This is a genomic window from Pseudonocardia kujensis, assembly GCF_021283305.1.
GTDB classification, from domain to species: Bacteria; Actinomycetota; Actinomycetes; order Mycobacteriales; family Pseudonocardiaceae; genus Pseudonocardia; species Pseudonocardia kujensis.
On sequence record NZ_JAJSOK010000111.1, the window covers coordinates 1 to 13,906 of the forward strand.

Annotated in this window: 14 protein-coding genes; 10 read left to right on the forward strand and 4 right to left on the reverse strand. The window is 72.9% G+C overall.

The features are described 5' to 3' along the window. Positions 1–40 precede the first annotated feature (40 nt). Positions 41–601, forward strand: a complete 561-nt coding sequence (locus LWC35_RS37375) for a P-loop nucleotide/nucleoside kinase family protein (protein ID WP_232875241.1) — start codon at positions 41–43, stop codon at positions 599–601. Here the strand turns inward: LWC35_RS37375 and LWC35_RS37380 are convergent. The 3 genes from LWC35_RS37380 to LWC35_RS37390 form a co-directional block, all read right to left on the reverse strand. After that, entirely contained in the window at positions 598–2,160 is a 1,563-nt protein-coding gene (locus tag LWC35_RS37380; RefSeq protein WP_232875242.1) for a hypothetical protein, read from the reverse strand. The genes LWC35_RS37375 and LWC35_RS37380 overlap by 4 nt on opposite strands. 92 nt (positions 2,161–2,252) lie before the next feature. Continuing rightward, entirely contained in the window at positions 2,253–2,756 is a 504-nt protein-coding gene (locus tag LWC35_RS37385) for a sporulation protein (RefSeq protein ID WP_232875243.1), read from the reverse strand. A gap of 111 nt (positions 2,757–2,867) precedes the next feature. Next, positions 2,868–3,365, reverse strand: coding sequence for a Dps family protein (locus tag LWC35_RS37390; RefSeq protein WP_232875244.1), 498 nt, complete (start codon positions 3,363–3,365; stop codon positions 2,868–2,870). Between the two features lie 91 nt (positions 3,366–3,456). On the opposite strand from LWC35_RS37390, the gene LWC35_RS37395 reads away from it, so the two are divergent. Continuing rightward, positions 3,457–3,894, forward strand: a complete 438-nt coding sequence (locus LWC35_RS37395; protein ID WP_269805466.1) for a Fur family transcriptional regulator — start codon at positions 3,457–3,459, stop codon at positions 3,892–3,894. Continuing rightward, complete coding sequence (locus tag LWC35_RS37400) at positions 3,881–4,501, forward strand: TroA family protein (protein ID WP_232875246.1); 621 nt, start codon at positions 3,881–3,883, stop codon at positions 4,499–4,501. The genes LWC35_RS37395 and LWC35_RS37400 overlap by 14 nt, the downstream gene beginning before the upstream one ends. A gap of 106 nt (positions 4,502–4,607) precedes the next feature. On the opposite strand, the gene LWC35_RS39990 is transcribed toward LWC35_RS37400, so the two are convergent. Further along, positions 4,608–5,222 carry a GntR family transcriptional regulator gene (locus LWC35_RS39990; protein WP_308194752.1) on the reverse strand — a complete coding sequence of 205 codons (615 nt, stop codon included), beginning with the start codon at positions 5,220–5,222 and terminating at the stop codon, positions 4,608–4,610. Between LWC35_RS39990 and iolC the strand changes: the two genes are divergently transcribed. From iolC to LWC35_RS37440, 7 genes are all read left to right on the forward strand, one after another. After that, entirely contained in the window at positions 5,221–6,195 is a 975-nt protein-coding gene (gene iolC, locus LWC35_RS37410) for a 5-dehydro-2-deoxygluconokinase (protein ID WP_232875248.1), read from the forward strand. The genes LWC35_RS39990 and iolC overlap by 2 nt on opposite strands. Positions 6,196–6,199: 4 nt before the next feature. After that, positions 6,200–7,099: a class I fructose-bisphosphate aldolase gene (locus LWC35_RS37415; protein ID WP_372463172.1), complete on the forward strand. Its 900-nt coding sequence runs from the start codon at positions 6,200–6,202 to the stop codon at positions 7,097–7,099. Next, positions 7,096–8,031: a 5-deoxy-glucuronate isomerase gene (gene iolB, locus LWC35_RS37420; protein ID WP_232875249.1), complete on the forward strand. Its 936-nt coding sequence runs from the start codon at positions 7,096–7,098 to the stop codon at positions 8,029–8,031. Before LWC35_RS37415 ends, iolB begins: the two co-directional genes overlap by 4 nt. Continuing rightward, positions 8,032–9,939, forward strand: a complete 1,908-nt coding sequence (iolD, locus tag LWC35_RS37425; RefSeq protein WP_232875250.1) for a 3D-(3,5/4)-trihydroxycyclohexane-1,2-dione acylhydrolase (decyclizing) — start codon at positions 8,032–8,034, stop codon at positions 9,937–9,939. A gap of 16 nt (positions 9,940–9,955) precedes the next feature. After that, positions 9,956–11,455, forward strand: coding sequence for a CoA-acylating methylmalonate-semialdehyde dehydrogenase (locus LWC35_RS37430; protein WP_232875251.1), 1,500 nt, complete (start codon positions 9,956–9,958; stop codon positions 11,453–11,455). Positions 11,456–11,614: 159 nt separating this feature from the next. After that, complete coding sequence (locus LWC35_RS37435; protein ID WP_232875252.1) at positions 11,615–12,079, forward strand: MarR family winged helix-turn-helix transcriptional regulator; 465 nt, start codon at positions 11,615–11,617, stop codon at positions 12,077–12,079. Positions 12,080–12,290: 211 nt separating this feature from the next. After that, positions 12,291–12,749, forward strand: a complete 459-nt coding sequence (locus LWC35_RS37440) for a hypothetical protein (protein WP_232875253.1) — start codon at positions 12,291–12,293, stop codon at positions 12,747–12,749. The last annotated feature ends 1,157 nt before the right edge of the window (positions 12,750–13,906 follow it).

A 13,906-nucleotide genomic window follows, 5' to 3' on the forward strand; every position in this document is an offset into this window, starting at 1 on the left:
ATCCTGGCCCGGCCGCCGTCGATCGTGCACGGTGGACGCCGTGGGAGCGACGGTCTGGGTGGTCGCCGGGGCACCCGGCGCAGGCAAGACGACGGTGGCCGCCGCCCTGCTCGCCGCCCTCGACCCCGTCCCGGCGCTGCTCGACAAGGACACCCTCTACGGGGACTTCGTGGCCGCCACCCTGGCCGCCGCCGGCCGCCCGCCCGGCGAGCGCGAGGGCGTCTGGTACGACGCGCACGTCAAGGCCCACGAGTACGCCGGGCTCACCGCGACCGCGCGGGAGATCCGCGCCCACGGCTGCCCGGTGCTGCTCTCCGGCCCCTTCACCGGGCAGATCCGCGACGCGGACCGCTGGCGCCGGTGGGTCGCCGAGCTGGGCGGCGACGACGTCCGGCTGGTCTGGGTGCGCTCGGACCGCGCCACCCTGCGACACCGCCTGGAACGGCGCGGGCTCCCGCGCGACACCGGCAAGCTCGCGGACTTCGACGCCTTCGTGGCCCGGATGCGGCCGGACGAGCCGCCGCCCGCCCCGCACCACCAGATCGACAACCGGCTCGGGGCGGCGCCCGTCGCGGAGCAGGTCGCCGCACTCGTGCGTTAGCGCAGCCGGTACCAGGTCCCCTCGGCACCGGTGCGGATCGGCGTGTAGTCCCGGGCCAGCTCGACGCGCAGGTCGGGGCCGCGCTCGGCGAGCCAGCCCGCGGCCTGGTCGTCGACCAGCACCACGGTCGGCCGGGCGGCCGCGACCTCGCCGGCCAGCTCCCGCCACTGTCGGTCGGCCATCAGGTCGTAGTCCCAGCCGTTGGTGCGCACGACGAGCGGCTCGTCCGCCAGCAGGTGGTAGAGCGGGTCGCCGAGCACGAAGAGGCTGTCGTCCGGTCGCACGCCGGCGGCCGCGATCTCGGTGCGGATCGTGCCGTACCCCGCGACCCGCTCGTCGATCCGCGCGCGGCTCGCGGCGGTGAGCCCGCCGCCGTCGAGCACGGCCGGGACGGTCCAGCTCGCCGCGTGCGCGAGCAGCGGCAGGCAGGCCACGGCGAGCAGGGTGATCGCCCGGCCCCGCCGCGGGCCCCGGGCGAGCCGCGGGGCCAGGTCGTCGAGGCCGCGCAGGGCCAGCAGGACCAGCGGCGCCGAGAGGAAGTACCACTGGTACCACCAGCCGAACTGGCCGGCGACGGACAGCACGTGCAGCACCGCGAAGGCGACCATCGCCAGGTCGAGCGCGTCCCGGCGGCGCCAGGCGGAGCCCGCCCGCCGGGCCGCGAGCAGCACGACCGGGGCGGACCACAGGCAGTACCGGCCGAGCCCCTCGAGCAGCCGGAAGGGGGAGCGGGAGCCGTGCGCGGCACCCATGTCCAGGGCGTCGACGAGCCAGACCCGCAGCGCGGCCCCGCCGGCGCCGCGGGCGGCGAGCCAGGCCAGGACCAGCAGCACGGGGACCAGGGCGGCGCCGAGGACGACGGCCACGGCGACGACGCGGGCGCGCCCTCGCAGCCGCAGCGCCAGGAACACCAGCAGTGCGAGCCCGGCGACGGCGGCGAGCGGCAGCTTGAACACACCGACCACCCCGACGCACACGGCGGCACCCACGATCCGCGCCCAGCCCGGCGCCCGGTCGGGGTCGGCGGCGACCAGCGCGAACGCACCCACCGCCGGGACCAGGCAGAGCATCTCCGGCTGCCCGAAGTCGCCCGGGCCCGCGGAGGCCAGCAGGACGCCGGTGGCCAGCACGGGCAGCCAGCGCCGCACCCACGGCGTGGACGTCCGGCGGCGCAGCAGCCCCCACACGCAGGCCCCGAACGCGACGGCCGCGAGCACGTCGAGCAACCGGGCCCCCGTCTCGCCGAGCCCGAGCGCGTCGGCCAGGCCGTACCAGAGGAACACGCCGGGCTGCTTGACGTCCCAGAGGTCGGTGTAGAGCGTCTCGCCGTGCAGCACCTGCCGGCCGATCAGCGCGAAGATCGCCTGGTCACCGCGGAACGGGTAGGTCAGGACCGTCCCGCCGAGCAGCACGAGCGCCACCGCCGCGAGGGCGACCTCGGCCGCGACGGAGGAGCGGGACACCTGGACGGGTCCGGTCGAGGGCTCGCGGGGTGCGGGTACCCGGGCCTCCGTCCCCTGCCGCTCGCCGAGGGCTTCCGACCCGTTCCGTACCTGCACTGCCGTACTCCCTCACGTGCGCCGTCCGCGAGGGAGATCGACACCGGGACGGGTGCCGTTTCCGGTCGCCGCCGAGGTCACCCGATCGAGTGTCAGGCACGCGGATCGTGCACCGCGACCACGCGAGTGCCCACGGCGTCCTCCCGGCGCGGCAGGTCCACCACCCCGTGCAGGACCCAGCGGGCCGTCCACGACTCGGTGGTCAGCGACGGCGTGAGGTCGGGCGGCAGGGTCAGCGAGAACGGCAGGTCGCGAGGGGCGCCCGGGCCGAGCCGCACCGGACCCGACACGGTGACGCCCGCCCGGCGTTCCGCGGTGAGCACCTGGTCGGCCCGTGTCTCCACCCCCACGAGGTCCACGCGCAGCGCGCGGGCGTCGAGCTCGGTTCGGCCGTCGACCGCCCAGGAGTCGGTCCAGCTGCTCCCGCCCTCCCGGACGGTGTCGGCGTGCAGCAGGGCCACGGCGATCTCGGGGTCGGGCAGGTCCGCGCCCGGTGTCAGGCGCACCCGCGCCCGGACCGTGTCCCCGGGACGGTAGGTCTCCCGGTCGGTGCGGATGTCCACCGCCGTCGCGCGCCTGCGTCGTCCGAACAGCACGTGAGGCTCACGTCCCCGGCGTCCGGCCCGTTACGGACGGGGCCGAGAACGAGAGCGGCCGGACCCCCCGGTAGGGGATCCGGCCGCAGCCGCCCGTGGCGCCCGTGACGCTCAGGCGCGCCGGTTCTCCGAGCTCAGCATCCAGGCCTGCTTCTCGAGGTCGACGATCACCGCGTGCAGCAGGTCGGCGGTCGAGGGGTCCTCGGCGTCGACGGCGTCGTGCACCGCGCGGACGGTCGCGGCGGTGCGGTACAGCAGCTCGGTCATCGCGTTCACGACCGCGGTCGTGTCCTGCTCGCCGGTCAGCTGGCGCGGCAGCGAGGTCGTCTCGGCGACGGTCCGCGGGCTCCCGTCCGGCACCGCGTACAGGGCGCGCATCCGCTCGGCGATGGTGTCGCTGTGCTCGCGCGCGACCTCGACGATCTCGTCGAGCTGCAGGTGGAGGTCGCGGAAGTTCGCCCCGACGACGTTCCAGTGGAACTGCTTGCCCTCGAGGTGCAGGGCGACCAGGTCGACGAGCACCTTCTGCAGGTTGGCCTCGAGCTCGGGCGAGGCGGTGAAGGGACGGAAGCCGGTGGGGGCGCTGGTGGTCGTGTTCGTGGCGGTCATGGCTCCTTTGTACCCTACTTTGGACACAGTCAAATCGTGATGCTCGTCAAGTTAGTGACTGCATCCAATGTGTTGGGGTAGCCTCACCTCCATGGACGACCTCACCGCTCTGCTCCGGGAGAAGGGGCTGCGCAGCACGCCGCACCGGCGTGCGGTGCTGCACGCCCTGGCCGACCGGCCGCACTCCACCGCCGTCGAGGTGGCGGAGGTCGTGGCGCAGGCGGGCGCGGCCGCCGGACCGTCGGCGGTGTCCGAGCTGTCCCGGCAGGGCCTCTACAACGTGCTCGAGGACTTGCGCCGCGTCGGGCTTGTGCGCAGCATCGAGCCGGCCGGCTCGGCCACCCGGTTCGAGCTGCAGCACGGCGACAACCACCACCACCTCGTCTGCCGGGTGTGCGGGCGCGTGCGGGACGTGCCCTGTGCCGTCGGGTCGGCGCCCTGCCTCGACCCGGGGCATCAGGAGGGCTTCGAGATCGACGAGGCCGAGCTCGTGTTCTGGGGGCGGTGCGCGGAGTGTGCCGCGCGCTGAGACGGACGACGCCTACACGGCCGCCGTCGCCGCCAACCCGGGCTTCCGTGGGCAGGTCGGCGCGGTCGTGCTGCCCTACGACGGCAAGTGCGGCGCCTACACCCCGGGCGACGCCCGCGGCCAGGTCATGGCCGGCCTCGGCTTCACGCTCCCGCAGGGCGTCGCGGCGCTCGACACCGGCGAGCGGTTCTTCGTGGAGGTCGCGCCGGGGCGGGTCGGGATCCTCGACGGCGACGTCCTCGTGATGCTGGCCGACCAGCCCGCCGCCCGCGCCGCCGTCGACGCCGACGCGGTGCTCCGGCAGGTCCGCGTGGTCGTCTCCGGTCGCATGATCGTCCCGGACACCGACACCCGCGGGGCGATGAGCTACAACAGCGTCCTCTCCGTCCTCTCCGTCCCCTACGCCCCTCGACCACCTGGTCCCGCAGCTCAGGACCGCCCTCGGCCGGTCGAGAGCGGCCGGATCGTGACGGTGGTCCCGTGCGCGGCGATCTCGCTCGTCAGCTCCGCGACCTCACCGGAGGCGAAGCGGCGCTCGGTGACACGATCTCGACCGGTGCTCACCTCGTACGCGTACCACGTCCGCGGATCCGTGCTCGACGAGTGAGCGAGCGGGACACGAGGGCGGTTCCGGGGGCCGCCGACAACGCCGACGCCCCACTCGGCCGCAGCACCGCGGTCCGTGCATGGAAGGTGGTCCCCAGAGGCGTCCGCTACACCACCAATGGCATCCGCACCGTGTACTGCGAGGCCCGGTGCAGGCAGTTGGTGAGGATCGCCAGCCGTACCCCGTCGCCACTGCGCAGGCGGCGGATCCGCGTCAGGCGGGCCGGCAGTCCCGGCGGCTCCGGCACCTCCTCGGCGCCGCACCCGTCCAGCGACGAGAGCTCGGTTCCGGGTACCCCTCCTTCGGCGGCCAGGTCGTCGAACAGGCTGGTCGGTCGCACCTCGCGGCGCACGTGCGGCTGGACGACCTGCGTGCCGACGCCGCGCTTGCGCACCAGCATCCCGCGGGTCACCAGCTCCTGGATCGCCTGCCGCGCCGTCGGCCGGGCGAGGCCGAGGCGCGCGGTGAGCGCCAGCTCGTTCTCCAGTCGGTCGCCGGGCTCGAGGACCCCGGTCTCGATCGCGCGCTCGATGGCCGGCGCGGGCTGGTGGTGAGCGGGAGCGGGCTGGTCCGGTCCCGCTCGACCGCGAACGCGACGGGGTGTCCCCCATGCGATCGAGGCTACAAGTGAGTACGTAGCTATGTATAGACAAAGTATTGGCGGGCACGTAGCTTCGGACCCGTCGGACAGCGCGGAACGAGACGTCGAAGAGGACTCGATGAGCGAACCAGCAGAGGTGTTGACCTTCGGGCGCGCCGGGGTGGACCTCTATCCCCTGCAGGTCGGGGTGGGCCTGGAGGACGTCGAGTCCTTCGGCAAGTTCCTGGGCGGCACCACCGCCAACGTCGCCGTCGCGGCCGCGCGGCTCGGCCGGCGGACCGCGATCATCACCGGCGTCGGCGACGACCCGTTCGGCCGCTACGTCCGGCAGGAGCTGCGCCGGCTCGGCGTGAGCGACGAGCACGTCGTCACCAACCACGAGTACCCGACGCCGGTCACGTTCTGCGAGATCTTCCCGCCGGACGACTTCCCGCTGTACTTCTACCGCAAGCCCAAGGCCCCGGACCTGCAGGTCACGACTTCGGACGTCGACCTGGACGCGGTCCGCGCCGCGCAGCTGCTGTGGCTCTCGGTCACCGGCCTGTCCGAGGAGCCCAGCCGGACCACGCACCACGACGTGCTCGCCGCGCGCGACGGCCGCCCGGCCGTCCTCGACCTGGACTACCGGCCGATGTTCTGGGAGACCCCCGCCGCGGCCACCGAGCAGATCCAGAAGATCCTGGGTCAGGTCACGGTCGCCGTCGGCAACCGCGAGGAGTGCGAGGTCGCGATCGGCGAGACCGACCCGGAGCGCGCGGCCGACGCCCTGCTCGACGCCGGCGTGGAGCTCGCCGTCGTCAAGCAGGGCCCGAAGGGCGTGCTGGCGAAGAGCCGCACCGAGCGGGTCGTCTCCCCGTCGATCACGATCACCCCGTACAACGGGCTCGGCGCCGGGGACAGCTTCGGCGGCTCGCTGGCCCACGGCCTGCTCGCCGGCTGGCCGTTGGAGAAGGTGCTCAGCCGGGCCAACGCCGCGGGCGCGATCGTCGCCTCCCGCCTGGAGTGCTCCACCGCCATGCCGACGGCCGAGGAGATCGACGTCCTCCTTGCCTTGCCGGCGGCGACCCCAACGAGGCCCACGACGAGAAGGTGACCGCGTGACCTTCGCCCGGAACCACGACGAGGTCCGTGACGTCCGGACCTTCGAGCCGCAGCGGATCGCGGCGCTGCTGAGGAACCGCCGGCGCCGCCCGTTCGTCCCCGCCGACGGCCGGCTCATGATCGTCGCCGCCGACCACCCGGCCCGCGGCGCGCTCGCCGCCCGCGGCCGCTCCGACGCCATGGCCAGCCGCCCCGAGCTGCTCGACCGCCTGGTCACCGCGCTCGGCCGGCCCGGCGTCGACGGCGTGCTCGCCACCGCCGACATCCTCGAGGACCTGCTGCTGCTGGGTGCCCTGGAGGGCAAGGTCGTCGTCTCGTCGATGAACCGCGGCGGCCTGGCCGGCTCGGTCTTCGAGATGGACGACCGGATGACCGGCTACGACGTCGCCGGCACCGCCGAGGCCGGCTTCGAGGCGATCAAGATGCTCACCCGCATCGACCTCGAGGACCCCGCCACGGTCAACACCCTGGAGACGTGCGCGCAGGTCGTCACGGACGCCAACCGGGCCGGGATCGTCGCGATGGTCGAGCCCTTCCTGTCCCGGCGGGTCGACGGCCGGGTGGTCAACGACCTGTCGACCGAGGCCGTCGTGAAGTCGGTGCACATCGCCCAGGGCCTGGGTGCCTCGAGCGCCTACACCTGGATGAAGCTGCCCGTGGTCGACGGCATGGAGCGGGTCATGGAGGCCACCACCCTGCCGACGCTGCTGCTCGGGGGCGACCCGACCGGCGCGCCCGAGGAGACCTACGCGTCCTGGAAGGACGCGCTGGAGCTGCCCTCGGTGCGGGGCCTGATCGTCGGCCGCGCCCTGCTGTACCCCGCCGACGACGACGTGGCGACCGCCGTCGACACCGCCGTCTCCCTCGTCCGGCCGCAGGAGGTGGCCGCCGCATGACCGACTACGTGATCCCCGCCGGAACGGGCGCGGCCGACGGCTACGAGCTCGAGGTCACGCCCAAGTTCGCGGACCGGGCGACGGCAGCCGGCGGGGCCGGCGGGGTGGGCAGGCACTGGGAGCACTCCAGCCTGCGGATCCTGAACCTGCCCGCCGGTGGGGAGCGGGTCGTGGAGACCGGGACCGAGGAGATGTTCGTGGTGCCGCTGTCCGGCTCCGCGACCGTCACCCTCGGCGGCGAGACGCACCCCCTCGAGGGGCGCGCGAACGTCTTCGAGGGCCCCACGGACGTCTCCTACCTGCCGATCCGCTCCACGGTCACCCTCGCCTCGGAGGCCGGCGGCCGGTTCGCCCTGTGCGGCGCGCGGTGCGAGCGGGAGCTGCCCTTCCGGTACGGGCCGAAGGCCGACGTCCCGGTGGAGCTGCGCGGCGCCGGCCAGGCCAGCCGCCAGGTGCGCAACTTCGGCACGGTCGGCGCCTTCGAGGCCGACTCGATCATCGCCTGCGAGGTCGTGACCCCGGGCGGCAACTGGTCGAGCTACCCCGCGCACAAGCACGACGAGGCAGGCCCGCACGAGTCGCAGCTCGAGGAGATCTACTACTTCGAGATCGCGCCCGGCCCCGCCGGCCAGCCCGGCCTCGGCTTCCACCGCACGAGCAGCTCGCCGGGCCACGAGATCGACATCATGGTCGAGGTCCACGACCGCGACACCGTGCTCATCCCGTGGGGCTGGCACGGCCCGTGCGCAGCGGCGCCCGGCCACGACATGTACTACCTCAACGTGATGGCCGGCCCCGGCGAGGAGCGCGCCTGGCTCATCACCGACCACCCCGACCAGGCCTGGATCCGCGACACGTGGGCCGACCAGGCGATCGACTCCCGCCTCGCGGAGAGCAGCGCACGCGGAACCACCGTCGACGGAGGTCAGTAGATGGGCGAGACGACCCGGCTCACCGTCGCGCAGGCGACCGTCAGGTTCCTCGCGGCGCAGTACGTCGAGCGCGACGGGGAGGAGCAGAAGCTCTTCGCCGGCTGCTTCGGCATCTTCGGCCACGGCAACGTCGCGGGCCTCGGCCAGGCGCTGCTGCAGGCCGAGCTGCTCGAGCCCGGCGCGCTGCCGTACGTGCTCGGCCGCAACGAGCAGGCCATGGTGCACAGCGCCGTCGCCTACGCGCGGATGAAGGACCGGCTGCAGACGTGGGCGGTCTCGTCGAGCGTCGGCCCGGGTGCGACCAACATGGTCACCGGCGCCGCGCTCGCCACGATCAACCGCCTCCCGGTGCTGCTGCTGCCCGCGGACACCTTCGCCGACCGCTCGGCGTCGCCGCTGCTGCAGGAGCTGGAGCTGCCCGGCGCCGGTGACGTCACGGTCAACGACGCCTTCCGCCCGGTCTCCAAGTACTTCGACCGCGTCTGGCGGCCGGAGCAGCTGCCCGCCGCCCTGCTGTCGGCGATGCGGGTGCTGACCGACCCGGTCGAGACCGGGGCGGTGACCGTCTGCTTCCCGCAGGACGTCCAGGCCCAGGCCCACGACTGGCCCGTCGACCTGTTCGCGAAGCGCGTCTGGCACGTGGCCCGGCCGCTGCCGGAGAAGGCGACGCTGGCCCGGGCGGCGGAGATCATCCGGTCGGCCGAGCGGCCGCTGGTCGTCGCCGGCGGCGGCGTCCACTACTCGGGGGCGACGGCGGCGCTCGCCGCGTTCGCCGAGGCGACCGGCATCCCCGTCGGCCAGAGCCAGGCCGGCAAGGGCACGCTCGTGTTCGACCACCCGCAGTGCCTGGGCGCCATCGGCTCCACGGGCACCACGGCGGCGAACGCGATCGCCCGCGAGGCCGACGTGGTGATCGGCATCGGCACCCGGTACTCGGACTTCACCACGGCGAGCCGCACGGCTTTCCAGAACCCGGACGTGCGGTTCGTCAACGTCAACGTGGCCCCGATCGACGCCGTCAAGCACTCCGGTGCGTCGGTCGTCGCCGACGCCCGCGAGACCCTGGAGGCGTTGCTGCCCCTGCTCGCCGGGTACTCGGTCGCCTCGGGATACGAGGAGCGCTACACCGCGCTCGACGCCGAGTGGACCGCCACGGTGAAGGCGGTCTACGAGCCCGAGGTCCCGGCGAACGGCGCGAACGGCCTGCTGACCCAGAACGAGGTCATCGGGATGGTCAACGAGCTGTCCGATCCCCGCGACGTCGTGGTGTGCGCCGCCGGGTCGATGCCCGGTGACCTGCACAAGCTGTGGCAGACCCGGGACGCCAAGGGCTACCACGTCGAGTACGGCTACAGCTGCATGGGCTACGAGGTCGCGGGCGGCCTCGGCGTCCGGATGGCCTGCCCGGACCGCGACGTCTTCGTCATGGTCGGCGACGGCTCCTACCTGATGATGGCCACCGAGCTCGCCACGGCGGTGCAGGAGGGCCTCAAGGTCATCACCGTCCTGGTGCAGAACCACGGCTTCGCGTCCATCGGCTCGCTGTCGGAGTCCCTCGGCTCGCAGCGGTTCGGCACGAAGTACCGCTACCGCTCCGCGGAGACCGGCCGGCTCGACGGCGACGTCCTGCCGCTCGACCTGGCCGCCAACGCCGAGAGCTTCGGCATCCGGGTGATCCGGACCAAGACCCCGTCGGACTTCGCCGCGGCGATCGCCGAGGCCAAGGCCGCCCCCGACAGCACCGTCATCCACGTCGAGACCGACCCGCTGATCGGCGCCCCGGACTCGCAGTCGTGGTGGGACGTCCCGGTGAGCGAGATCAGCGAGCTCGACTCCACCAAGGCCGCCCGCAAGGTCTACGACGAGAACAAGGCCACCCAGAAGTCGTTCCTGCGGCCCAGCTCCTGAGGGGAAGAAGAGGATCATGAGTGACAGCAAGACCCTGTACCACTGGGCCAACGGGCAGAAGGTCGACGGGAAGTCTGGCCGGTTCTCGGACGTGACCAATCCGGCGACGGGAGAGGTCACCGCGTCGCTGCCGTTGGCGTCGGAGGAGGAGGCCGCGGAGGTGATCGCGGCGGCGAAGGCGGCGTTCCCGGGCTGGCGCGACACCTCGCTGGCGAAGCGGACGCGGATCCTGTTCACGTTCCGGGAGCTGCTCGACGAGCGTGCGTCGGAGCTGGCGGCGATCATCACCTCCGAGCACGGCAAGGTGCTCTCCGACGCGGCGGGTGAGGTGGCGCGTGGCCAGGAGGTCGTGGAGTTCGCGTGTGGCGCCCCGCACCTGTTGAAGGGTTCGGCGACGGAGAACGCCTCGACCGGTGTGGACGTGGCGTCGATTCGCCAGCCGTTGGGGGTGGTGGGGATCATCTCGCCGTTCAACTTTCCGGCGATGGTGCCGATGTGGTTCTTCCCGGTCGCGATCGCCGCGGGCAACACTGTGGTGCTCAAGCCGTCGGAGAAGGTGCCTTCGGCGGCCTTGTGGATTGCCGAGCTGTGGCGCGAGGCGGGGCTGCCCGACGGCGTGTTCAACGTCGTCAACGGCGACAAGACCGCGGTGGACGCCCTGCTGACCAGCCCGGACGTCAAGTCGATCTCGTTCGTGGGGTCGACGCCGATCGCGCGGTATGTGTATGAGACCGGCACGGCGCACGGTAAGCGGGTGCAGGCGCTGGGTGGGGCGAAGAACCACATGGTGGTGCTGCCCGATGCCGATCTCGACCTCGCGGCGGACCAGGCGGTCAACGCCGGGTTCGGGTCTGCCGGGGAGCGCTGCATGGCGATCTCCGCGGTGGTTGCGGTGGGGGAGGTGGCGGACACCCTGGTCGAGAAGATCGCGTCCCGCGCCCGGGCGCTGAGGACCGGGGACGGGCGCAAGGGCTGTGACATGGGCCCGCTGGTCACCGCGGCGGCACGGGACCGGGTGACCGGCTACATCGACGCCGGCGAGGCGGCGGGCGCCACCCTGGTGGTCGACGGGCGGCAGGGCTCGTTCGACGCGGATGGGTCCGGGTTCTTCGTGGGCCCGACGCTGTTCGACAACGTCGCCACGGACATGTCGATCTACACCGACGAGATCTTCGGACCGGTGCTGTCGGTGGTGCGGGTGGACTCCTACGCCGACGCCGTGGAGCTGATCAACGCCAACCCGTACGGGAACGGGACGGCGATCTTCACCAACGACGGCGGCGCGGCGCGCAAGTTCCAGAACGAGGTCGAGGTCGGGATGATCGGCGTCAACGTGCCGGTGCCGGTCCCGATGGCCTACTACTCCTTCGGGGGCTGGAAGAACTCGCTGTTCGGCGACACCCATGCCCACGGTGTCGAGGGCTTCGGATTCTTCACCCGCGGCAAGGTCGTCACCACCCGCTGGCTCGACCCCTCCCACGGCGGCATTAACCTGGGCTTCCCCCAGAACGCCTGATCCGGCGTCCCGGCAGGGTCCGGGAACCACAGGGGCTCCGCGCCGGGCCGACCGACACCCGGCCCGGCGGGTGACCCCCGCCACGACCGGCCCCGCACCCGTTCGGTGGTGCGGGGCCGGCGGCGTTCTCGGCCCGGCCGGGACAGGCATGATGGCGCCGTGTCGAGCCCCGCACCGCCCTCCGCCGGCCCGCCGGCCGGGCCGGGCGCCGTCGCCGTGCTGCTCGCGACGCTCGGGCGGCGGGTGCGTGAGGAGATCGACGCGGCGCTGCGGGCGGAGCAGCTGACCCTGCGGCACCTGTCGGCGCTCGGCCATCTGGCCCGACGCCCCGGGCTCTCCTACAGCGAGCTCGGCCGCCGCGCCGGCGTGACGGCGCAGAGCATGCAGGCGACCCTGCGCCAGCTCGAGGACCGCGGCGCGGTCGAGCGCCGGACCGAACCGGGGCGTGGCCGGGTGGCCGAGCTGCACGTCACACCGGACGGGCGGCGGTTGCTGGCCCGGGCGGAGAAGGCCGTGGCCGAGGTCGAACGGGTGATGCTCGCCTCGGTGCCCCGCCCCGAGCGTGCCCTCCTGGCCCGCACGCTCGTGGGGATGCTCGGGCGCCTGGGGGAGGAGACCCCCTGACCGGGCGAAGTCTCGGCTGCTAGTTTCAGTGTGCCTGAAACGGACGGGCACGGTCCTGTCGGTCCGCGACGCCGTGCCTCCGCCGCAGTTTCAGGCCGACTGTAAGTCGTGCGGCCGACCTCGCCCTCTGATCGGGGCGGGTCCGCGGACGCGCTTTCAGTCTTCCTGCAACGCGAACCGGCCTTCCGGGGCCGGAGGAAGGAGTGTGGATGTGACGGCCGTCCTGCTCTCGGTCCACGTCCTCGCCGGGATCGTGTTCGTCGGACCGGTGACCGTGGCCACGTCGATGTTCCCGCGGTACGCCCGCGCGGCCCTCGCGGGCGAGCGATCCCGGGCCCCGGTGACCCTCCTGCACCGCATCAGCCGGGTCTACGCGGTGCTCGCGATCGCCGTACCGGTGTTCGGGCTGGCGACTGCGGTCGCCATGGGGGTCCTGGGAGAGGCGTGGCTGATGGCCTCGCTCGTCCTCACCGCGGCCGCCGCGGCGATCCTGGGGCTGCAGATCCTCCCGGCGCAGGCCCGGGTCGTGGCCGCCCTCGGAGGAGAGCCCGACGCCGGCGCGGGACGGACGGCGCGGGCGCTGTCGATGACGTCCGGGCTGTTCGCCCTGCTCTGGACGGTCGTGGTCGTGCTGATGATCGTGCGCCCCGGCTCGACGACGGGGGTCTGAGTGCGCGCCGTGTTTCGCGGGATCGGGGGCGGGCTCATGGTGCGCCGCGTGGAGGCGAATTCCAGGTGAACGGAAAGAGCGTCTCCCACCGGCCGCCGCGGAATTGCTTCGCCCCCGCGTTCGCGGCGCGTCCGGTGGGAGACGCTCGTCCGGTTCAACGCGACGGAGCGGGACGAGTTGCACGCCCGAACGGGTGGTCTGTCCGTCGCTGCCTGCGACGACGTGTCCACGGATAGCGTTTCCGCGAATTCGATCGAGCGGTGCCGGCGTGGACTCCGCGGATTCGGGGTAGCGATCGCAGTTCGATCACGGACCGCGTCCTGGATATCTCCGTGTCCGCGTGGACCGGGCGGCTCCGGGAATGATGATCGAGTGGTGTCGTCGCCGGGAACGTGTTCGTGCGAGTGCCGGGCGATGGGGGACCGGCTTCGCGAGTGCACAGGGAGAACCGTCCGCGCCCCTCGCGTGTGCCCGTGGATCCGCGCCCCTCGCGTGTGCCCGTGGAGAGGGGCCTCGACCTCAGGAGGACGGGTAGGGGCGGAGCGTCGCGGGCCGAGCGCGCTGACAGGCAGGCGGATCGGGGCCGTCAGGAGCCGACCGGCGGCCGCAACGCCACGCCGAGATGGGTCGGTTGCGCACCGTGCGCGGCCAGGACCGGCCATCGCCGCAGGTCAGCCCTCGGATCCAGCGCCCTCCACCACCGGCCGGAGGTGCCGGGTGGGGCTGCCGGTCGCGAAGTGTGACCGGCGTCATGAACACCGAAATCGGGCCGTGACGCGCCTCGCGGCGCTGAGCGCAGACCTCTGACCTGCGGCGACAGGGGGATTTCGGGGTAGGGGACCCCGGTTTGACCCTCGCTGTCGACGGGGCGTAACTTTCTCGTCGTCAGCGAGACGCCGGACAGAACGAGCCCCTGAGGTTCGGTCAACAGGCCCGCTGGCCGCCCCCCGAGCCGGACCCCCTGGATCCTTGTGGATTCGTGTGGGTGTACGGTGGGGAAAGCCCCGGAAGTTCACCGTAGGGTGAGCCATGGTGTGCGGGTGTCTTTTGAGAACTCAACAGTGTGTCGAGCGAGAATGTCGGGACTGGTGGTTTGTGCCAGTTCTTTTTTGGGCTCGTTTTTCCGACCCCGTCGGGGGCGAGCCTGTAGTTGGAGC